This is a genomic window from Actinomyces sp. ICM39, assembly GCF_000282935.1.
Classification (GTDB): domain Bacteria; phylum Actinomycetota; class Actinomycetes; order Actinomycetales; family Actinomycetaceae; genus Pauljensenia; species Pauljensenia odontolytica_B.
Map to the genome: position 1 here is coordinate 1 of NZ_ALCB01000065.1, position 21,196 is coordinate 21,196.

Consider the following 21,196-nt stretch of genomic DNA (forward strand, 5'->3'; position numbering starts at 1 on the left):
AACTGGTTCGGGCCCACCCCTGCGTCTAAAAACCGAAAAGATCAATCAGTCGTCGACTTCGATGAAATCGTCGTCGTCCTCTTCCTCGGTCTCCTCCTCATCCTCGTAGTCGTCCTCGTCAGAATCATCGAGGATGTCGAAGGGCAATTCGACCCCGAGCTGGGTAAAGAGAATGTCGTCGTAGGTGAAGAAGGCGTCGCGCAGCGCCAGCTCGGCTGCTTCGAGCGCGGCGTCGTCGGCCTCGTCTCCATCGCGGGCGATGTCGAAGTGGTTCTCGAAGGCGTTCAGCAGGCGCGTCAGCGCGCGGCGAGGATCTCCAGTCATGGCACTCATTCTACCGTGAGACGGCGCACTTTATCAGGGGAGGTTGAGCTGCGAACGAATGACGGACACCATGAGGTCAGTTCCCTTGATTTCGGCGGTCTGATCGGCACCGAGAATGCGGGTCTGGCCGTCCGCGTCAAGCAGCTGCGACGCGCCCATGTTCGGACCGAGGGGCAAGATGACCCATTCCTTCGTCGGCTGGTAGATGGCGTCGGGCGTCTCTCCCTCAATCTGCGCAGTGATGTTTGCGATGACGACGCGCGCCTGCTGGCGAGCTGCGTCGGCGCGCTTGGATTCGCGCACGTCCGTCAGATCACCCACGGCGTAGACGTGCGGGTGGTCGACGACCTGCATGGTGCCGTCCACACGAATGGTGCCGTTCGGGTTCATGACGGACTCGTAGTCGCTGCCGATCAGGAAGCCGGTGTTGGCCCGCGCACCGTAGCACTGGAACCACAGATCGGCCTCGATGACCTCGCCGTTCTTGGTTTCGACCATGAAGTGACCGAGGTCGCCGACGTTCTGCGGAGGCAGGTAGGCAAGCTCGGAGCCGGTCACGACGCGCACGCCGAGGGTGCTCAGCTGCTCGCTGATCTCCGCACGGAGGGCGTCCGTGTAGCCGGGCGTGCCCAAGATCTGGTCGGAGGCCTCGACAATAGTGATGTCGAGCCCCGGGAAGGCGTTTGCCAGCTCACCGGTGAGCTCGATACCGACCGTACCGCCGCCGACGATCATCACCGAGCGCGCACGGCCCAGGTTCTCGTGCAGCTGCTCGAGGCGGGCCTTGGCCACGGACGAACGGTACGACGAGTACTTGGCCGGGAAGGGGTAGGTGGAGCCGGTGGCGAAGACGACGTAGTCAGCCTCAATAGGATCGTGGCCGAACACATGAACGGTCGTGCCGTCGACGCGCGAGACGGTGCCGCGCACGATCTCGCCGCGGTTCAGGAGATTCGTGTAGGGCATGAAGATTGCGTGCTCCCACACCGTATCGACAGCGGCGCGCAGAGCCGCTGCGTGGTGGACGAACTGATCCTTCTGTTCGATGAGAACGACGTCCGCGAGGGGATCAAGCCCCTTGGCGACCGTGACGCCTCCGTATCCTCCGCCAATGACTGCGACGCGTGCCATGTCTTTCCTCCTTATGAGTGGACCGCGTCTATTGTGTCACCTGGCGGGCACGAATGCGCGTGGTAGGGACTTAAGTCCGAGCCGTATCGTCGTCAGTCGCGCTCGAGGCCCAGGCCTCGCGCAACATTCGGCGGGAAGAAATTGGGCCCCTTGAGCACCTTTCCGTCCTCACGCAGCTTGACGGAGCCATCCGGCATGAGCTTGGACAGGTTCGATGCCTGCACCTCAGCGAGCACGGAGTCGAGGTCCATTCCCGACTCGATCGCCATGCCGTAGATAACGTAGATGAGGTCTGCGAGCGCATCGGCCGCTTCGATGACGTCGCGTTCGCTGTCGTCCGCCGCGACAGCCTCGGCGGTCGCCGCCTCGATGATGGCGCGGGCGCGCTTGCCGTAGACGGCACCTATCAGCTCCGCGAATTCCTCGGCGATGAGGCTCATGCGCATGCCGAGACGATCGTAGGACAGCGTCGGATCGTCGAATGATCGAATCGGCATCGAGTAGGTGCGGTGGAACTCCTGGACGAGCTCCATGGGGCTGGGCGCTCCCCCGGCGATGTTCGAGGCAATGGTGTCCTTCTCGGTCATGCAAGATCCTTTCGAGACTGCTCCCAGGCGGTGGCCAGGATGTTGGTAAATGCGGTTGTCGTCTGATGTCCGTCGACGAGGAATTGGGCATCAAACACGTAGGTTGGAACGGAGGTGACCCCCATATGCATCGCCATCTGGAAGTCAGAATAAACGCGGGAAGCCCATTCTTCCTCGCCGACGGCCAGTGCGGCGAGTTCCGGTGGCATACCAACGTCCTGTGCACACCCGATGAGAACCTCGGGGTGTGACACGTCGAGCCCCATTTCGAAGTGAGCTCGCATGATCGCCTCGGCCACCTTCACGTGCAGAGACGACGGGCCAGCGACCGTATCTGCGTCAATGTCCGCGTCATGAGCGGCAGCGATCACGCGGTGCGCGCGCGAGGTCGGAGCGATAACGAGGTTATCGAAATCGAAGCGGATTCCCTCGCGCGCACCCAGGGCCTGCATGCGTTCGTCAGCCTCGCGTACTTCTTCGAGCGTTGCGGCACCGGCCTCGACGAGGGCGACAATGCGCGGCTTGTCGACGGCCACGTCCAGGTCGGGGTCGAGGAGGAATGCGTGTAGGAAGATCTCAACGTTGTCGCGATGGTCGAATTGTTCGAGAGCAGCACGCAAATGCCGCAGCCCCAGGTAACTCCAGGGATCACAGGTGTCGAGCCACATATCAATACGCACGGCGCCTCCTCGTCGGTGGTATGGAAAACCCCGGAGCCTTTCGGCCCCGGGGTATCTCGTGCGCGGAGGGGGACTTGAACCCCCACCCTCGTAAAATGAGGACTAGCACCTCAAGCTAGCGCGTCTGCCTATTCCGCCACCCGCGCAGGTGAGCGATGCGAACCGTTGCGATCCGCAAGCGAGTAGAAGCTTAACACGATGTGGGCGACATACGCCAATCGAAACTAGGAGTCTTTTCCGCCGCCGCGCAGACGCGCATCGAGAGTCGCAAAAACCTTTGCAATTGCGTCGATATCGGCGTCCGTCATGCCGTCCAGAAGGTACTCACTGACGGTCTGCTGATGCAGTTCTGTGGCAGCAAGCACAGTTTCGATGCCCTGAGTGGTCAGGCACGCGTCATATCCGCGGCGATCAGTCTCGGAGGGAATGCGCTCCACCCAGCCGTCACGTGACAGGTTCGATACGAGGTAGGTGACACGCGACGGCGAATAGACGACGCGATCAGCCAACTCCCCCATGCGCAGGCGGTGGCCGGGGGCCTCCCAGAGCGCCAAGAGAATGTTGTAGTCAGGCATAGAGACGCCGTAGGTGCGCTTGAGGCGCGTCTCGAGAATGCCCTGTAGGCGCCCGGACGCCTCGAAGAAGACTCGCCATGCGGCAGCGCGCGCGCTATTGGCTTCGACGATTGGTGTCAATCGTACTCGTGATTCCATGTCTCCCTCCTCGTGGTCGTGTCGGATGCTTCTCTCGGGATAATAGGGCATAGTGACTAAGAAAGCACCAACAACACGGGGGAGCCACGTGTCTTTATCCATTTCTGTTGTCCTTTTTGACGTAGACGGAACAATTGTTGATTCCGCTCCAGCTGTGATGAACGCTTTCCGTGGCGCACTGTCAGACTACGATTTACCGATCCCCGACGATCAGCGCCTTCGCACGTATGTTGGCCCTCCGCTGTGGTATTCCTTCAGCGACCTGGGCTACGAGGGTGAGCTTCTGGCTAACCTGGTGAGCGGCTATCGCGCCCGATACCACGCTCACTATCTCGATCCCGAGCCCTTCCCCGGCGTCATTGAATTGCTACACGACCTTCATCGCGCGGGTATTCCGCTTGCGACCGCAACGTCGAAGCAGGCCCCGATGGCGCTTGCGCAGATGGAGCACCTCGGATTATCCGAAGTTTTTGACGTGATAGCAGGTGCCACCCCCGATCCCGCATCGAGTAAAGCAACCGTCATTCGCGAGGCCTTGACGCTCTTGGAGGCCCGCGGCGTCGACACCTCTCACCCCGTGATCATCGGCGATTCGATCTGGGATGTGCGCGGTGCACAAGAAGCCGGAATCCCGGTGATCGGCGTTGGCTGGGGCTACGCAACCGAGGATGGCCTCGACGAGGCGGATGCCGTGTGCGAGACGGTCGAGGAGCTGCGTTCCTTCATACTCGATGGGGTGGCAAGGCGCACACGCTAACGAAAATCTCGTGATTTCACCTCGATGGGGAGCGCAATGGGCGTGATCTTGAAGGCCTGAATATTGATCGCGCCGTCTCCCCACTCGAGCGTTCCGCGGACAAGCAGTGCGTTCGACTCCAGGCACACGCGCCGGAATTTTGTCCACGCACCTACCGACACCGAGACGTTGACGAAACCCGTCTCGTCTTCAAGGGAGAGGAACGTGATCCCCCCGCCCGTGTGGGGGCGCTGGCGGTGGGTCACCGCTCCGGCGACGTCGACGATGCGCCCGGCGAGGTGCTGCCCCAGTTCACCGGCGCGCAGGACATACTCAGGCAACGAGCCGCGCACGTAGGTGAAAGGGTGTGTCCCCGGGGTTACCCCCGTCGAAGCGACATCTGAGCGCATGCGTTCCACCTCCGATAACGGAGGCAGCTCGGGTACGCGGGACCCCACCTCCGTGCCGGGAAGAAACGGCTGCCACTGACCGGTATGAGCGCGTGGCTGCGCGAGCGCCCCGGCTGCCCATGCTCCCTCGCGCCGCCCCACTCCCAGGCATCCGAGAGCTCCGGCCATCGCAAGCTTTTCCATGTCGGAGGAGCTCACGTGTGCGCGGCGAGCCAGGTCCGCCTGGCTCATGAACGCTCCCTCGCGCCGGGCTGCGACAATGCGCTCGGCGGCGGCCCCGAGGCCTCGTACCTGCGAGAGACCGATGCGCACCGCGAGGTCGCTATCGACATCGAGGGGAACGACACCGCGCGTTGGAAGCGACTCCGCGCGCCCCTCGAGGTAGGTCTCCCCCGCATCTGTATCCTCCACGCGTTGCACGCTCGCGTCGACGAGCGAATCGTTCACCGACGGTCCCACGACGCGCACCCCGTGCCTGCGGGCGTCCTGCACGAGGGTTGCAGGAGAGTAGAAGCCCATTGGCTGCGAAGCCAAAATCGCGGCATAAAAGTGCTCGGGGGCATGCACTTTCAGCCAGGAGGACGCGTACACGATGTGCGCGAACGAAAAAGAATGAGACTCCGGGAATCCGAAGTCTGCAAAGCCCTTGAGCTGCTCAAAAATGCGCTCGCGCGTGGGCGCATCGATCCCCCGTTCCTCCATGCCAGCCATGAGGTCCCCCTTGAGGGCTTCCATGCGCTCGGGGCTGCGCTTGGCCCCCATTGCACGGCGCAGCTGATCGGCACGCGCGCCGGACAGGCCTGCGGCATCTGTCGCGATGCGCATGAGCTGTTCCTGAAAGAGTGGCACGCCGAGCGTCTGCCGCAGCGCTGGCTCGAGGAGCGGGTGCAGATAGGTAACTTCCTCGCGACCTGATCGGCGCCGCAAATAGGGGTTGACTGAGCGCCCCTGGATCGGGCCCGGGCGGATGAGAGCGACCTCCACGACAATGTCGTAGAAGCAGCGCGGTTTGAGCCTAGGAAGCGTGTTCATTTGCGCGCGCGACTCCACCTGGAAGACGCCCACCGTGTCAGCCGCACACAGCAAGTCATAGACCCTCGGATCCTCCTCCGGCAGGGTGTGCAGGCCCAGGGGCTGGCCCTCGCGTCCTCGCACGACTCGAGGCGCCCAGCCACGCAGCTGTGGACGAACGTATCCGTCCTCCTGCGCGTCAGATGCTCGCAGCTCGTCGAAGGCGACGCGCAGCGCGGTGAGCATGCCGAGCGACAGCAGGTCGAACTTCACGAGTCCCGCATCCGCGCAGTCCTCCTTATCCCACTGAAGGACTGTGCGCCCGGGCATGGCTGCCCAGCCAACCGGGCAAATTCGTGACACCGGCTGATCGGTGAGCACCATGCCTCCCGAGTGGATTCCCATGTGTCGAGGCAGTCGTGATAGCGCGCGGGCCGCTTCTCTCACAAGTTCGGGGGCCTCTCCCCTGCCCTGGGACCAGGCCGTGGACGTACCTGCGGGGTAGCCCAGAGCCCGTGCAGCGTCGCGGATTGCCGAGCGCGGGCGATACGTGATGACGTTCGCGACTTGAGCCGCGCGATCCCTCCCAAACGTGTCGTACACGTACTGGATGACCTCTTCTCGTCGGCAGGCTTCGATGTCGACGTCGATGTCGGGTGGGCCCGAGCGCGCATCCGACAGGAAGCGCTCAAACAAAAGGTTGTGGCGCACCGCGTCCACCGCCGTGATTCCCAGGCAGTAGCACACCGCGGAGTTGGCGGCACTACCCCGCCCCTGGCACAGGATGCCGTTGCGGGCGCAAAAGTCAACGATGTCTTTGACGATGAGAAAGTAGCCCGCAAAGCCGAGGCGCTCGATAATCCCCAGCTCGTGATCGATCGTCTCCCACGCCCGGGGATGCTGCGCGCGTGATCCGTAGCGCACGCTCGCACCCTCGTAGGTGCAGTGCGCGAGCCAGCTGTCCGGGGTGTGCCCGTCGGGGACACGGGGCCGGGGTAGGCGCGGGGCGACGAGGCGCAGGTCGAAAGCGCACGCGGCTGCGACCTCACACGTGTTGTCGAGTGCCTGCGGGTGCGCCCTGTGCAGTCGTGCCATCTCCGTGGGCGAACGCAAAAAGGCGCGGTGCGCGCCCAGGTGAGCCTCCGCTTCATTCAAGGACGATCCCAAGCGGGTTGCGGTCAAAATGTCGCCGAGTGCCTGCTTCGAGGGTGAGGACATGCGCGCTCCACTCGTTGCCACCAGGCGAGTTCCGCTCGCGCGCGCAAGTTCCGCGAGCACGTCTCCGACTTCGTCCTCGTCCCCGCGCGACGCCTGCCATTCGACGAGGACATGGTCGCGCCCAAACGCATCCACGAGGCCGTCGAGGACTCGGCGCGCGGACGGCATACCACCTGCTCGTAGAGCCCGCATGAGTGGGCCCCGCCTGCCGCCGGTGAGGACGATGAGGTCTCCTCCAGCTTCACTGAGATCAACGAGGCTGTAGCGGGGGTTGCGCTCGCCTGGCGCGGAGAGCGCTCGCTTACTCATGGCTCCCACGAGATTCGCGTAGCCGCTGGGACTGGCGGCCAAGATCGGCAGGCGTATCCCCGGTTCGTCTGCTCCGGAAGCGAGTCCCCAGCCCGGAGCAGATGAGCCGGGAACAAATGTTCCACAAGCATTCGATGCGAGCGTCAGCTCGGCCCCGTAGACGATGGGCAGGCCAGCTTCGCGGGCGGCCATGGTCGTCTGAACCGTTGAGTACATGCCGTCGACGTCGAGAATCGCGAGGGCATCGAGCCCCAGGCGTGCAGCTTCCTCCACCATGCGCGCGGGCTCGTCGGTCCCGTCCAGGAAAGTGAAAGCGCTGTGCGCGTGCAGTTCTGCGTAGCGTCGTTCCGTGGTCACCCATACATTATATCGAACATGTGTTCGATTGATTTGTCGGTGACGATTCAGGCTGACAGAGCCAGGTGCATCGAGCGGGCTCCTGTCGCAGACGCACAAGCCGTATGCTGGAGGCATGGACTCCATGCTCGCAGCGTCGCTCCGTTCCCCTGGCGATCTGGTCGTCGACACACGCCCCGTCCCGACACTTGGCCCCCGCGATGTTCTTCTCGCGGTGGAAGCGACGACCCTATGCGGCACGGACCTGCGCATCGCGACGGGACAGAAGACCAACGGCGTCACCCCCGGAGTCGTTCTCGGCCACGAAATTGCTGCTCGCGTCTGGCGCATCGGAGACGAACTCACTGCAGGCGTTGACGTTCCCGCTCCGGGCACGCAGGTCGGACTCGCTCCGGAGATTGCCTGCGGGCGCTGCGAACCGTGCACGAGTGGGCGCTCCAACGTGTGCGCAAACATGCGCCTGTTCGGAACTGGGGTGGATGGAGGCCTCGCCGACCTCGTCCTCGTCCCCGAAGAAGCGCTCGCGTGCATTACCCCCGTCGCTGGTGAGATCACCCCACCTCACCTTGCGCTCGCCGAGCCACTCTCCTGCTGTCTACGCGCAACAAGAAGACTGCCCATCGAATCCGACTCCCGCGTACTTGTTCTGGGAACGGGACCGATCGGACTCATCCACTGCGCACTCGCGGTTTCTGTCGGCGCACGCGTCATGGCGTGCGGACGGCAGGCACGCCTCGAACCCGCGCGAGCGATGGGAGCCGAGTTGACGACCAGCGCCCAAGGCGAGGATCTTGTGCGTGAGGTCCTGACGTGGACTGACGGTGTTGGAGCAGACGTCGTCATCATCGCAGTCGGAGCCCCAGACCTCGTCCCCATTGCCGCTCAGTGCGCGCGCATCGGCGGCCACATTTCTTTCTTCGCCGGCTTCCCCGCGGGAGCGATGACTCAGATCGACCCAAACCTCGTGCACTACCGGGAGCTGACCATCAGCGGCAGCGCGAATGCGACCCTTGACGACTACGCGGCGGCCGTCGAGGCGCTCTCGAGCGGACGCATTGACCTGTCGCCACTCATCACACACGAGTATGAGCTGTCCGACGTCAGCGACGCCCTCGAGGCCGTGCGCACACGCGCCGGCCTGAAGGTCGCCGTGCGCCCGAAAGGCTTCGCCGCCATTTAGCCGAGGAGCCCGCGCAGGTCCGCCTCGCTCAGGCGAGCGCCCGTTCCGGTCCCGTTCATCACCGAAGAAATGAGCTGGCGCTTGCGATCCTGAAGTTCCACGACCTTCGCCTCGATCGTGTCAGTCGCAACCATTCGATAGACATTGACCTTCTTGGTCTGACCGATGCGGTGCGCGCGATCAATCGCCTGCTCCTCGGCGGCAGGATTCCACCAAGGATCCATGACGTAGACGTAGTCCGCCTCGGTGAGGGTCAATCCGGAGCCGCCAGCCTTCAGTGAGATGAGGAATACTTGGGCATCGCCCGAGCGGAACTTCTCGATGACCTCTGCGCGACCACGCGTCGACCCATCCAGCTGCACGACGGATATTCCGCGGCGCGTAAGCATGTGTCGGATGCGTTCCAGGAACGAGGTGAACTGGCTGAACACCAGCGCCTGGTGTCCGAGTGGCACGATCTCGTCCAGCCGATCCGCCAGGTACTCGATTTTTGCCGACCCCACGTGCGCGTACGACTCCTCGACGAGAGCCGGATCGAGCGCAAGCTGACGCAGCCTCGTAATCGAGGCGAGCACACTCATTCGGTTCGCATCCACGTCGCGTAGCAGATCGAGAATCCGGGCGCGCTCGCGTGCCAGGTACTGGTCGTAGATATGGCGGTGTTCCTTGCCCAAATCGACGCGCACAATGTCGACGATCTTGTCGGGCAGATCCGGAGCGACCTCCTCCTTCGTGCGTCGCAGGACGAAGGGCGCGACGTACGCCGTCAGACGCCCGAGCATCGCCGGGTCCGCGCCGTTTTCGATAGGCCTGCGCACCTGCTGCTGGAACGTTTCCCACGGGGGCAGGAGGCCTGGGCACGTTAAGGAAAGCAACGACCACAGGTCTCCCAGCGAGTTTTCGATGGGGGTGCCGGACACCGCCAACTTCCAGGGTGACTCAAGATCGCGAAGCGCACGGTAGGTCGCAGTGCGAGGGTTTTTTACCGCTTGCGCTTCATCGATGACAACTCCGCCGAGGCGCACTTGGTTCCACTGCTCCGCCTCCAGGCGGGCGAGCGTGTAGGAGGTGACGACAATATCCGCATCGGCAACCTCCTCACCGATCGTCGTCCCCCGGCGCGCGGCCGTTTCCGTCACCGCGCGTACGCGTAGGTGCGGTGTGAAGGTACGCGCCTGGTCTATCCACACGCCGACGACGGAGGTCGGCGCCACGACGAGAACCGGCGAGGGATCACCGGCGGGTGCATGCGCTCGCAGCGCTGCCACAGCCGACAGGATCTGAACGGTTTTACCCAGGCCCATGTCATCAGCCAAAATTCCACCGATGCCACCGGACAGGCGAGCCGTCAACCACGCGTGCCCACGGCGCTGATACGGGCGCAGGATCGAACTCAGCGACGGCACCGGCGGCACACCTTTATCCGCGGAGCCGTCGCGCAGCGGGGCAATCCGCCTCCTCCACGCGTCGCTGATACTCACGTGGTCGGATGCGCTCGCGAATAGATCGACGATGCCGACCTGCATCGGCGTGAGCCTGAACCCCTCGCCGTCCCACCCCGCCAGAGTGCGCGCCTCTTCCAGCAACGTCGCCAAGGATCGAATACGTTCGCCGTCAAGGCGTACCCACGTTCCCTCGACCTCGACATACTCCTGCCCGCCTGCGATCGCTTCGAGCGCATCGCGCACGCTGATCGTGACGGCACCGAGGCGCAGGCGCACGTTGAGGTCAAACCAGTCGCGTTCGGCCGGATCAACGCTCACATCGACATCGAATCCGTCTTCTCGCACGTCGATGGCACGCACATCCTCCGCAACGTCCCACACGAGGCCATCAATGCCCTCAGAATCGACAACCGCCTCTAAGAACGCGGGAACGTGCCACGGAGACAGCCTCCCGGTCGTCGGAGGCGCGGTCCACAGGGCGGAGTCCAACCCGCGTCCCCACAACTCGACGCGCCCCACGATCTCTGCCACGGCCTCGTCGTCCGCGCAGTGGGCCACAGGAGTACGCGAGCGCGACTCACCCTGACGATACTCGGCCCACCAGCGCACAACGACAGATTCACCGTCGCGTCGCACTGTGCCCACGAGGGACACGTCCGGGCGAGCCTGAGCGTCAAAACTGCCATCGGAGGACGCCATCGAAAAACGCCTGAGGAGGGCGGGCAGCCACGTGCCACGAAACTGCGCGACATCAGCGGCAGGAATATGCAGGCCTCGATCGAGAGGAAAGCCGTCGAGCGTTCCCACCCCCTCAATGCGCGCGATTGCGCGCCCTCCATCCAGCAACAGCACACTCGCATCGCGGTCGATGCGCGGCCTCGTGATCACCTCGTCTCCGTTACGCGCGACGACTCTGACGTCGAGGCCGTCGTCACCGGAGCGCACATCAATGTCCGCGTCCCACGTTGCGTGCGAGAGCACCACCTTCTCATCGGCCTCGGGTGAGGCGTAGAGCTCAACTCCGGCGCGCACCAGGCGTGCCAGCCACGCGTAGGCATGCTCACCCAGCGAACTGAGCGTCACCTCCGTGCGCGAGTGCCACGAACGCGATTCACGCGACAGGCGGTAGCCCTCACGCATGAGAGAGACGTGCGTGGGATCTAGCCCATCTGTTACCGACGCCCACTGCGTGGCCGTCAGATCGAGCCACGAAGCCCTCTTCGTCGTCCACCCGGATGAGGAGCTTCGGCGCAGCGGGATGAGAGACGGCTCGACCCCGGGATCATGCGCATCGACGACGAGGGCCAACGGCTCGCCCAGGCGGTCCCGGTCGGAGCCCAGCATCTGCTCGAGGACGCGACTCCACTCAGGCACCGAGCGCTGCTTGTCGCGGGCATCTTCGCGTCCGACGATGAGCGTCGCGACCGTATGAGGACAGTCGCTGCGCAGCGGGCATGCACACGCGAGGGATGGACGCACAGCGCCCTGTGCGACGCGCACGCGGTAGGTCAGCCCGGCTTCCTTCACGCGCGCTTCAGCCTGTTCCCCATCCCCGCTCCAGGAGAATTCACGCACCGCGCCACTGCGCGCTAAACGCAGGCCGTTCGCCCACGCCGCCGGGCCAACGAGGGCCATCATGTCATCATCCGACAGCGAGGCCAGCGTGTGCGACAGAGATACCATCCTTTCAGTCTACGACACCCGTCCACCCACGGCACCGTCTCACTGGGTCAGCCCCTCGATCGCCCACTCCCCTTCCTTCCAGACGAGGAGAATGTCCCGTCCATCCTCAAGCAGAGCCCTCATGTAGGCGCGCGGTCTCTCCTGCGCCCACCACCGACCTCCCACTGGCCAAGGCCCTTCCACTCGCGCGATAGCCGCACGGCGTCCCCTCCCCGGCACTGATTGCGAGACATCACGCTCGCTAACGATGTAGGCGGGTGCAGCACTCAAGGCGCCTCGGTGGTCCACACGCACGTCGTCGAAGGCCCCAGATTCGCCAACAATCCTCACACGCACGGGCTCGTCAAAAAGCGTCGCCGGAGGATGAGCGATGTGTCCCTCCCACGCCCCCTCATGCGGGCGAAGGAGAGGCTTGCTCCCCCATCTGGTCATCACAACACGGCTGCGCGGATCGTATCCGCCCTGCACCCGCGGAATCAGGAGAGAATCCGGCCCCGCCATCCCCTGGATACGCACGACGCTGCGCGAGACATCGCGCTCGCGGTCTGACCGCCCCCACAGTGCTGATGCACTGCGCCCCACCCGCGGATCGCACGCGGTGACGCGTATGCAGGTCACCGCGCCACTGGGCCCTTCAATACCCGAAGTCCACCCCGCGAGCGTCCACCGGACACGCAGCGCAACGTCGTCGGATACGCACACGTCGCATCCGCTCCAGGTGCGAGTGCGCTGACCGCCCCCGGCATCCTCCACATCGATGCGCAGGGTCTGCGAGACGAGCCCGCCCCGCCCCAGCCTCTGAGACAGATCTCGTGCGATGCGGTGAATGGGCGCCATCATCGTATCGATGGATTCTCCGCCCACATCAATGACGCACTCCATCGTGATGTCTGGCTGAATGCGACCGGCCAGCGTGATGGCGCTGTCGCCTCCGGAGGCGAGATTCCAGAGTTGTTCACCGACGTCGCCGAAGCGCTCGCACACACGGCCTCGCCCCAGTGCCAGAAAATCCGCACAGGTGTTGATGCCCAGGCCCTGCAACAGATCAAGAGTGTCAGCTGCCCTGTCTGTCATCGCGGCAGGAACGGCCCACAGGGCACGATGTAACGGGATGCGCCCCAGGAATAATTGGTTTTCTCCGACAGGAACAATGCGCCCCTCGCGAGCCGCCTCCAGGGATGCGACCGGACCATCGGCGATGCCAACAAAACATTCAACCCCGACGGCCTCTTCGATCGCCGACACCAGAGCCGAGGCCGCGGCCTCCTCACTCCCATGCCAACGGGCGGGACCGCGCGCCCGACACCTGGCCACCCCGGGGCGCACGCACTCCACCCCGGCCGCCACCGAATCGAAAGCATCGACAACGGCGCTAAACGCTCGCGCCTCGCGATCAGGGTCGCGAGGCAAGCAGACGAGATCGGGGCACACATACGTCGCCTCTCGTACGCTCATGCCGCTCCTGACTCCGGCGCTCCGAGCAGCAGCACTGGCGACCTCGATGCGTTCGCTGTGCGCAACAGCCCCGGTGCCACCCGGCGGCAGATCGACCACAAGGCAGTGGACGGGCCAATCGGGCACCCACACCACCATGTCACGCACCTAGACCACCAGCCGCATTCGTCGGCGCAGCGCTTCACGAGATAGCCCCGGCCAGGGGCGCAGTGTCACGATGGTGCGTCCCATCGATCGGGCCCGAGCCGCCAGGGCCCGCTGCTGTGCGCCGGACAGTTCAGGAATATCAAGGCAGACAACATCGCAGGCCTCTATCAGAAGGGAACACAGGTCCCCCACTTGGTGATCTTTCCCCGCATTTAATACCAGTACACGGTCGAGGTCCATCCCCTGCTGTGAGGCCCATTCCCAGCCGATATTCCTCACTCCGCATACGCCGATCCACCCCTCGGAGGGACATGCGTCGATCAGCAATCGGATAAGTTCAGCTCTGCCAGTCGGCCCCAGAAGGACGGGAGAAATCCCCGCCTGCACGTGCTCGATATCGTCACGCGCTCGCAGGCCAACAGCCTGTTCGGCACGGTTCAACACGTCGCGCGCCGCCAGTAGTCGCGCGTGCGCATCGGCCATAACTCCCCCTCCCAGCAATAGAACATGTGTTCGATACTGGAAGTGTAGAACCCCGCTCATACATCTGCGTCCCGAACGCCGATCGCGCGCGAATAGGTCACAATGGAAAACACCGAGAAAAGGAGCATGCATGAACATCGACCAGCGCCCCCTTGCCCCCAGCCCCTACGAGGGCCTGGAAGTCCCCACGTTTACGCTGTCATCGAGCGTTCTCACCGACGGTGCACCCATGCCCGAGTCGGCGACCGCCGAGGCCGGATCCCTTTCCCCGGATCTCACGTGGCACGGTTTCCCCGAGGACACGGCGAGCTTCATGCTGACCTGTTTTGACCCGGATGCCCCGATCCCCTCGGGCTGGTGGCACTGGGCAATTCTTGACATCCCGTCGTCCATGACCCACCTGGAGGCGGGCGCCGGAGCATCCGACCTCATGCTGGACGGTCCGGCTTTCCACCTGCGCGGCGATGCGGGAGAAGCGTCCTACTTCGGAGCCGCTCCCCCCGCCGGCGACCGCCCCCACCGCTACGTGTTCACGGTGCACGCCCTCGATACGGATTCGCTGGGGCTCGACGACGACGCGACCCCAGCCATGGCCTCGTTCGCGGCGCTCGAGCATACGATCGCACGCGCATCCCTGACCGTTACCCACCAGGCCTGAGGACGATGCTGCACATTATTTTTTGGGAGCCGGAAATCCCCGGCAATACGGGAGCCGCTATTCGCTTGTCCGCATGCACCGGATCAATGCTGCACTTGGTCAAGCCACTGGGCTTCGACATGGACGACGCGAAGCTCCGCCGTGCGGGCCTGGACTACCACGACCTTGCACACGTGAAGGTTCACGACTCCCTGGACGAGGCACTCGCCGAGGTTCCAGGGCGCGTCTGGGCACTCACGGGCCACGCAACCACCATGTACTCCGACGTCTCCTATGCCGATGGAGACGGTCTCCTTTTTGGGCGTGAGTCGGTCGGCCTCTCCGAGAATGCGATGCATCATCCGCGCGTGGAGGATCGCGTGCGCATTCAGATGGTTGGCGGGGTGCGTTCGCTGAACTTGGCAAACTCTGCATCGATCGTCCTGTACGAAGCATGGCGCCAACTCGGGTTCCCGGGTGGCGTCTAAGCCGGATAGGCAACAGAAACGAGGCCCGGAGCGATTCACTGCTCCAGGCCTCGTTTATTGCGCATCATCACTCAGTCAGGCCGCGCCTCAACCTGCTTTCCATGGCGAGGACGGGCGCTCAACCTGCTCAGCGAGAGAAACGATCCTGCGCGGGTTCGAGCGCCACATCCAGATCAAGCCGATCATCGACACGACGAGGGGCAGATAGTAGAAGTCCATACCAAAGCCGGTCCAGGCGGAGCGGGCGGAATTCAGCTCATCGAGACCGAGCGAAGCAACCCACAAAATGACCGGAATGGCGATCGACAGGGCAATCGTCACCCAACCAACCACACGCATCCGTCGCCCGTTATGGGTGAGCGCCGTCGCCGCGATGAGATAGTCAATACCCGCGAGGAGCGCAACGATACGCGGACCCCAGGGCTGTCCCTGCGCATGAAAAAGGTCGATGATCGCCATCACGAGAATCCAGGCTCCGAGGAGCCAAAACATGGCGATAATAATGCGGCCGAGGCCCAGGGACGGCGGGCGCTGATCGCGCGCACCGACGGCCTCGTTCGTCGTGTCTTGTCCGTGCACAACACCGATCCTACCGAGGCAACGAACGCTGCGCATTGCATCGGACATCTACGCCGCAGGCTATCGCGCCATGTGGCCTGAAGCACCACGATGGAACACCGAGCTTCAAGACAGCGTTGCACAAACGTGGGACAATGGGCCTATAAGGACCGTGAGGCCCGCCATGAAAACAACCATCTGAGCTTCGGCTCATCAGCGAGGAGTTTTAAACCTTGAGCGAATCGACCTACGACATCGTCATTCTGGGTGCGGGTTCCGGCGGCTATGCGACCGCCCTGCGCGCTGCGCAGCTGGGCATGAAGGTCGCCCTCATCGACGGCGACAAGGTGGGCGGCACCTGTCTGCACCGCGGCTGCATCCCCACCAAGGCGTACCTGCACGCTGCAGAAACGGCCGAGGCCGTGCGCGAGTCCTCCAAGTTCGGCGTCTCCTCCACCTTCAACGGCATTGACATGGCTCAGGTGGGTAAGTACCGCGACTCCGTTATTTCCGGTCTGTACAAGGGCCTGCAGGGCCTGCTCAAGTCTCGCAACGTCGAGGTCATCTCCGGCTGGGGCCGCCTCGCCGACGCGAACACCATCGAGGTGAACGGCCAGCGCATTACCGGCCGCAACATCGTTCTGGCGACCGGATCCTACTCGCGTTCGATCCCCGGCCTCGAGATCGGCGGCCGCGTAATCTCCTCCGACCAGGCCCTTCAGATGGATTGGGTTCCCTCCTCCGCCGTGATTCTTGGCGGCGGCGTCATCGGCCTGGAGTTTGCCTCCGTGTGGCGCAGCTTTGGCGCCGAGGTCACGATTATCGAGGCCCTCCCCCACCTCGCCAACAACGAGGACGAGGCCATTTCCAAGCAGCTCGAGCGCGCCTACCGCAAGCGCGGCATCAAGTTCCACACGAACACTCGCTTCGCCTCGGCCACGCAGAACGAGCAGGGCGTGCACGTCACGACCGAAGACGGCAAGGCTTTCGACGCCGACGTCCTTCTAGTCGCAGTTGGCCGCGGCCCCGTGACCGAGGGCCTGGGCTACGAGCAGGCCGGCATCACGCTGGATCGCGGCTTCGTCATCACCAACGACCGCCTGCACACCGGCGTCGGAAACATCTACGCGGTCGGCGACATCGTTCCCGGCCTTCAGCTGGCACACCGCGGCTTCATGCAGGGCATCTTCGTCGCCGAAGAGATCGCTGGCCTGAACCCGACCATGCAGGCTGACATCAATATTCCGCGCGTGACGTTCTGCGAGCCGGAGATTGCCTCCGTCGGTATGACCGAGAAGCAGGCACGCGAAAAGTTTGGAGACCAGGTGCGCACCGTCGAGTACAACCTCGCCGGCAACGGAAAGTCGTCTATCCTGGCCACATCGGGCATCATCAAGCTGGTCTCGGTTGAGGGCGGTCCGATCGTGGGCTTCCACGGCATCGGCGCGCGCATCGGCGAACAGATTGGTGAGGGCGAGCTCATGGTGAACTGGGAGGCATACCCCTCGGATGTCGCTTCCCTGATCCACGCACACCCCAGCCAGAACGAGTCGCTTGGTGAAGCGGCTATGGCGCTGGCAGGCAAGCCGCTCCACGTCCACAACTGACCGAAATTTTTTAATAGGAGAACACACATGGCAACTTCAGTGACCATGCCCGCTCTGGGCGAGTCCGTCACCGAGGGCACCGTCACCACGTGGCTCAAGCAGGTCGGCGACACCGTCGAGCTCGACGAGCCCATCGTTGAGGTGTCCACGGACAAGGTCGACTCCGAGGTCCCTTCCCCCGTGGCCGGCGTCCTGCTGGAGATCCTGGTCCCCGAGGACGAGACCGTCGAGGTCGGCACCGAAATCGCTCGTATTGGCGACGCGTCCGAGGCATCGGCAGCCCCCGCAGCTGCACCCGCGGACGCTCCCGTCGAGGCTCCTGCGGCCCCCGTTGCAGCTCCTGTCGAGACTGCGGCTGCCCCTGCCTCTGCTCCCGCGCAGGGTACCGAGGTGCGCATGCCCGCTCTGGGCGAATCCGTCACCGAGGGCACCGTCACCACGTGGCTGAAGTCCGTGGGCGACGCCGTTGACGCCGACGAGCCGCTGCTCGAGGTCTCCACGGACAAGGTCGACTCCGAGGTCCCCTCCCCCGTCGCCGGTTTCCTCGCAGAGATCCGCGTTCCCGAGGACGAGACCGTCGAGGTCGGCACCGTCGTCGCGATCATTTCTTCGTCGGCTCCCTCTGCTGCTCCCGTCACGCAGGCTGCAGCACCGGCAGCCCCCGCTGCCCCGGTTGCTCCCGCAGCGCCTGCCGCTCCTGCAGCACCGGTCGCTCCGGCGGCTCCCTCCGCTCCGGTTGACCCGTTCCCGAACGCATCGACGCTGGCTCAGACGGCTGCTGCTGCTCCGGTTGTTGAGGCACCTGCCGTCGTGACCGGCTCCGCCTACGTCACTCCGATCGTGCGCAAGCTTGCCCGTGAGCTCGGTGTCGATCTGGCGACCGTGTCGGGCACCGGTGTTGGCGGCCGCGTTCGCCGCGAGGACATCGAGGCTGCCGCCGCTGCCGCACGCGCTGCCGTTGCAGCTCCTGCTGCTCCTGCTGCCCCCGCGGCTCCGGCCACCCCGGCTGCCACTGTTCGTGAGCCTTCGCCGCTGCGTGGCACGACGGAGAAGATGTCGCGCCTGCGCCAGACGATCGCGCGCCGCATGGTCGAGTCCCTGCAGACCGCAGCTCAGCTCACCACGGTCATCGAGGTTGACGTCACCAAGGTTGCTGCGCTTCGCGCACGCTCGAAGGACGCCTTCCTGGCTAAGCACGGCACGAAGCTGACTTTCCTGCCCTTCTTCGTGAAGGCCGCGACCGAGGCACTCGCCTACCATCCGAAGATCAACGCGACCATCAACGACAAGGAGGTCACGTACTTCGACTACGAGCACGTGGGCATCGCTGTTGACACGCCGCGTGGCCTGCTGGTGCCCGTCATGAAGAATGCCGGGGAGAAGGACATCGCTGGTATCGCCGCGTCGATCAACGATCTGGCAGCCCGCACCCGCGATTCGAAGATCGGCCCCGACGAGCTGTCTGGCTCGACGTTCACGGTGACCAACACCGGTTCGGGCGGTGCACTCTTCGATACTCCGGTCCTCAATATGCCGGAGACCGCGATCATGGGCGTCGGCACCATCGTCAAGCGTCCCGTCGTCATGAAGGGCGCCGACGGCGCTGACGTCATCGCGATCCGCTCGATGGTGTACCTGTCGCTGTCCTACGACCACCGTCTGGTGGACGGCGCCGATGCGTCTCGATTCCTCATGGATGTGAAGAAGCGCCTGGAGGAGGGTGCGTTCGAGGCCGACCTGGGTCTCTGATCACCGCTTATCATCCGTGATGGGGTGGGTCTGCTTGGCAGACCCACCCCATCACTATCTTCCAGCTACCCTGAGCTACCTGATCACGAGCCACTCTGTTGACCGCTGGGCTGCGCAGGTTCGGCTTTCACCACCTTGCCCGATACCGGATCGACACGGATAAGAAGTTCTGTCGCTGTGGGAGTGTCATGCGTTTCGCATGCATCGGCGCGACACGTCTGCGACGACTCAACGATGAGTGTTGCGCCCACGTCGATAGCCCCTTGCTCACAGGAGATCACAGCGACGTTGTCAATCGTTGACGAGAGCGCGCGCACCCGCACGCCTTCGGAGAGCATCGTTTCGATCCGCTGTGTGTCCTGTGCGAGGAGCTCGCCGCCGAGGACGGACCCGAGCACTGAGACATCGCCATCCATCACGGCGCGGTCACGCGTGGCAATGGCACGGCTAATCGTGTCAGCCAGTGCGGCGGGCTCACACATGTTCGAGGATGTCGGCGCCCCTGCGCTGGATGCAGTTTCAGATGATCGTGGCGATGCCTCGGGTCCGTCCTGAGTGCCCCTGCCCCACACTCCATACGCCATGATCGACAGGCCGAGCACAATCGCAACGACGCCACCGGCAAGAACACCCACTCCCCATGATGGTCTGAAGCGCAGCGCGGAGCGGCGGCGTTCATCGGACGCGAATTCTGCGCCATGCACTCGCACCGCATCATCAGTGAGTGTGTCTTCACGCAATGCAGCGGCCCGTAACTCAGCAATGACGCGCCCAGGATCAACAGGTTCGCGCGAGATGACGTGCTCCTCTGGGTCACTCACCGTGAGCGTGACAGCTGAGCCACTCGTGGACGATTCATCACATCCGAGCGTCGTGAGCTCCTCGTTCATGTTTAACAGCGAGGCAATCTGTCGGAGGCACCGACGGTCTGCCTCCCTACCCGCGGCTTCGAGGCTCCACCCCGGCGTCCCCTCGCCTTCACCAATGTCGTCGATGAGATCGATGATGACAGCGCGACCTTCGGGCGTGATGATGATGTTTGCTGGGGTGAGATCTCCGTGTGCGATTCCCGCACCGTGGAGGGCGCTGACCCCGGCCGCAATCCCATGCAGGATCTGGCGCCGTGTAGCTATTGGCCGCAGGTCGGGTGATCCAAGCTCCGCATCGAGTGTCCGTCCGGGCACGTAGTCTTGAACAATCGCCCATCTGCCGTCCTCCGAGCGCACGACGTCGCGCAGAGCCACCACATGCCGAGACGTGATCGAGGCCCACGCCTTCCAGCGTGCGAGGCACCGGTCTCCTTCATTCGGCGACCGGATCGCAACCAAAGCCTCACCCGCGTCGGTGCGCGTTCTCCACATCGGGCCGGTGCTGCCAATGTGAAACACTTGTCCGATCTCGTAACCGCCAATGTTCATGCCCTTATTGTCCAAAGTCAGATAATGTGATGCAACTCATGTCACAAAGTGCCTGGTCGGGCGGGTGGACTTTCGATCATCAATTGCACGTACAATAATGAGGCTATGAGTGAATCAAATCCCCCCGGCAAGAGGCGCTTCTATCAGAACGTTCTCGACGCATACCGACTGACCAAACGCTCCTACCCGGCACTTCCGTGGATGCTTCTCGGAACGGCCGCAGCGGTCATTGCCATCTTCATGCTGGTGGCTTGGCTGACCAACATGTCATGGATCGGCTGGCTCCTCGTCGGCATCATGGGAGCGTTCACCGCAGCCCTTGCTCTTTTGAGCCTTCTGGCGCGCCGGGCACTCTATTCCCAGGTCGAGGAGACCGCTGGAGCCGTCAAGGTTGCGCTGTCACAGATTCAGCGCGGCTGGGTCATCCCCGAGCAGCCCATCGCCTACACCCGCGAGCAGGACCTCGTCTGGCGCATCGTGGGCCGCGCCGGTGTTGTCCTCATTTCCGAGGGCCCCTCATCGCGCGTGCGCCCGCTTCTGCAGGCCGAGTCGAAGCGAGTTGCGAAGGTCATGCGTAACGTGCCCATTCACCAGATTCAGGTCGGTCGCGACGAGGGGCAGGTCGCACTGAAGGATCTTCAGCGCGAGTTGCGTAAGCTCAAGAACGTCCTGACTCCCGAGGAAGTTCCTCAGGTGTCCGCACGCATCAATGCGCTCCGATCGGGCGAGCCTCCCATTCCGAAGGGCATCGATCCTCTCCGCGCCAAGCCGTCACGCCGAGCGCTTCGCGGCAACTGAGCAACTGTCATAAGTGGGCAAGCACCGAGTGCTTGCCCACTTATGCATCCACAATACGAGACTCGTTCGACA

The 21,196-nt window shown here is 63.8% G+C and carries 18 protein-coding genes and 1 tRNA gene; 7 read left to right on the forward strand and 12 right to left on the reverse strand.

Going from position 1 to position 21,196, the window contains the following annotated elements; genetic code table 11:
• Positions 1–45 precede the first annotated feature (45 nt).
• The 6 genes from HMPREF1137_RS03580 to HMPREF1137_RS03605 all read right to left on the reverse strand — a co-directional run bounded on the left by HMPREF1137_RS03580 (position 46) and on the right by HMPREF1137_RS03605 (position 3,435).
• A complete protein-coding gene (locus tag HMPREF1137_RS03580) occupies positions 46–324 on the reverse strand; it encodes a hypothetical protein (RefSeq protein WP_007589090.1) in 279 nt (92 codons plus the stop codon).
• 33 nt (positions 325–357) lie between these two features.
• The gene (locus HMPREF1137_RS03585) at positions 358–1,455 is read right to left on the reverse strand and encodes an NAD(P)/FAD-dependent oxidoreductase (protein WP_007589111.1); all 1,098 of its coding nucleotides are present in this window, start codon (positions 1,453–1,455) and stop codon (positions 358–360) included.
• Positions 1,456–1,547: 92 nt separating this feature from the next.
• A complete protein-coding gene (locus HMPREF1137_RS03590) occupies positions 1,548–2,042 on the reverse strand; it encodes a pyrophosphohydrolase domain-containing protein (protein WP_007589086.1) in 495 nt (164 codons plus the stop codon).
• A complete protein-coding gene (locus HMPREF1137_RS03595; RefSeq protein WP_034496711.1) occupies positions 2,039–2,710 on the reverse strand; it encodes a DsbA family oxidoreductase in 672 nt (223 codons plus the stop codon). Before HMPREF1137_RS03595 ends, HMPREF1137_RS03590 begins: the two co-directional genes overlap by 4 nt.
• 71 nt (positions 2,711–2,781) lie before the next feature.
• A tRNA-Leu gene (locus HMPREF1137_RS03600) sits at positions 2,782–2,868 on the reverse strand.
• A 78-nt stretch (positions 2,869–2,946) separates the two neighbouring features.
• A complete protein-coding gene (locus HMPREF1137_RS03605; RefSeq protein WP_007589085.1) occupies positions 2,947–3,435 on the reverse strand; it encodes a MarR family winged helix-turn-helix transcriptional regulator in 489 nt (162 codons plus the stop codon).
• An 88-nt stretch (positions 3,436–3,523) separates the two neighbouring features.
• Between HMPREF1137_RS03605 and HMPREF1137_RS03610 the strand changes: the two genes are divergently transcribed.
• A complete protein-coding gene (locus HMPREF1137_RS03610) occupies positions 3,524–4,192 on the forward strand; it encodes an HAD hydrolase-like protein (RefSeq protein WP_007589114.1) in 669 nt (222 codons plus the stop codon).
• On the opposite strand, the gene HMPREF1137_RS03615 is transcribed toward HMPREF1137_RS03610, so the two are convergent.
• Positions 4,189–7,476: an error-prone DNA polymerase gene (locus HMPREF1137_RS03615; protein ID WP_007589087.1), complete on the reverse strand. Its 3,288-nt coding sequence runs from the start codon at positions 7,474–7,476 to the stop codon at positions 4,189–4,191. The genes HMPREF1137_RS03610 and HMPREF1137_RS03615 overlap by 4 nt on opposite strands.
• Before the next feature lie 115 nt (positions 7,477–7,591).
• Here HMPREF1137_RS03615 and HMPREF1137_RS03620 point away from each other — a divergent pair, with 115 nt between their 5' ends.
• Positions 7,592–8,656 carry an alcohol dehydrogenase catalytic domain-containing protein gene (locus tag HMPREF1137_RS03620; protein WP_007589078.1) on the forward strand — a complete coding sequence of 355 codons (1,065 nt, stop codon included), beginning with the start codon at positions 7,592–7,594 and terminating at the stop codon, positions 8,654–8,656.
• Here HMPREF1137_RS03620 and HMPREF1137_RS03625 read toward each other — a convergent pair.
• Genes HMPREF1137_RS03625 through HMPREF1137_RS03635 form a run of 3 tightly spaced genes read right to left on the reverse strand, consistent with a single transcriptional unit; the run spans position 8,653 to position 13,869 of the window.
• On the reverse strand, positions 8,653–11,784 hold the full coding sequence (locus HMPREF1137_RS03625) for a DEAD/DEAH box helicase (protein ID WP_007589046.1): 3,132 nt from the start codon (positions 11,782–11,784) through the stop codon (positions 8,653–8,655). The genes HMPREF1137_RS03620 and HMPREF1137_RS03625 overlap by 4 nt on opposite strands.
• A 39-nt stretch (positions 11,785–11,823) precedes the next feature.
• Positions 11,824–13,377 carry a DNA polymerase Y family protein gene (locus tag HMPREF1137_RS03630; RefSeq protein WP_007589105.1) on the reverse strand — a complete coding sequence of 518 codons (1,554 nt, stop codon included), beginning with the start codon at positions 13,375–13,377 and terminating at the stop codon, positions 11,824–11,826.
• Between the two features lie 9 nt (positions 13,378–13,386).
• Positions 13,387–13,869 carry an ImuA'/RecA-like NTPase gene (locus HMPREF1137_RS03635; RefSeq protein WP_034496701.1) on the reverse strand — a complete coding sequence of 161 codons (483 nt, stop codon included), beginning with the start codon at positions 13,867–13,869 and terminating at the stop codon, positions 13,387–13,389.
• Between the two features lie 130 nt (positions 13,870–13,999).
• Between HMPREF1137_RS03635 and HMPREF1137_RS03640 the strand changes: the two genes are divergently transcribed.
• Together HMPREF1137_RS03640 and HMPREF1137_RS03645 are read left to right on the forward strand one after the other, a co-directional pair.
• Positions 14,000–14,527 (forward strand): YbhB/YbcL family Raf kinase inhibitor-like protein, encoded by a 528-nt coding sequence (locus HMPREF1137_RS03640; RefSeq protein ID WP_007589109.1) that lies wholly within the window; start codon positions 14,000–14,002, stop codon positions 14,525–14,527.
• Between the two features lie 5 nt (positions 14,528–14,532).
• Positions 14,533–14,994 (forward strand): tRNA (cytidine(34)-2'-O)-methyltransferase, encoded by a 462-nt coding sequence (locus HMPREF1137_RS03645; protein WP_034496702.1) that lies wholly within the window; start codon positions 14,533–14,535, stop codon positions 14,992–14,994.
• A gap of 87 nt (positions 14,995–15,081) precedes the next feature.
• Here the strand turns inward: HMPREF1137_RS03645 and HMPREF1137_RS03650 are convergent, their stop codons facing one another.
• On the reverse strand, positions 15,082–15,573 hold the full coding sequence (locus HMPREF1137_RS03650) for a hypothetical protein (RefSeq protein ID WP_007589065.1): 492 nt from the start codon (positions 15,571–15,573) through the stop codon (positions 15,082–15,084).
• Between the two features lie 212 nt (positions 15,574–15,785).
• Between HMPREF1137_RS03650 and lpdA the strand changes: the two genes are divergently transcribed.
• On the forward strand, positions 15,786–17,159 hold the full coding sequence (gene lpdA / locus HMPREF1137_RS03655; RefSeq protein ID WP_007589040.1) for a dihydrolipoyl dehydrogenase: 1,374 nt from the start codon (positions 15,786–15,788) through the stop codon (positions 17,157–17,159).
• A gap of 27 nt (positions 17,160–17,186) precedes the next feature.
• Positions 17,187–18,908 (forward strand): 2-oxoglutarate dehydrogenase, E2 component, dihydrolipoamide succinyltransferase, encoded by a 1,722-nt coding sequence (gene sucB / locus HMPREF1137_RS03660; RefSeq protein ID WP_007589036.1) that lies wholly within the window; start codon positions 17,187–17,189, stop codon positions 18,906–18,908.
• 83 nt (positions 18,909–18,991) lie between these two features.
• Here sucB and HMPREF1137_RS03665 read toward each other — a convergent pair whose 3' ends face one another.
• A complete protein-coding gene (locus HMPREF1137_RS03665; protein ID WP_231284017.1) occupies positions 18,992–20,269 on the reverse strand; it encodes a protein kinase domain-containing protein in 1,278 nt (425 codons plus the stop codon).
• 162 nt (positions 20,270–20,431) lie between these two features.
• On the opposite strand from HMPREF1137_RS03665, the gene HMPREF1137_RS03670 reads away from it, so the two are divergent.
• Positions 20,432–21,124 (forward strand): DUF4191 domain-containing protein, encoded by a 693-nt coding sequence (locus tag HMPREF1137_RS03670; protein ID WP_007589093.1) that lies wholly within the window; start codon positions 20,432–20,434, stop codon positions 21,122–21,124.
• Positions 21,125–21,196 lie beyond the last annotated feature (72 nt).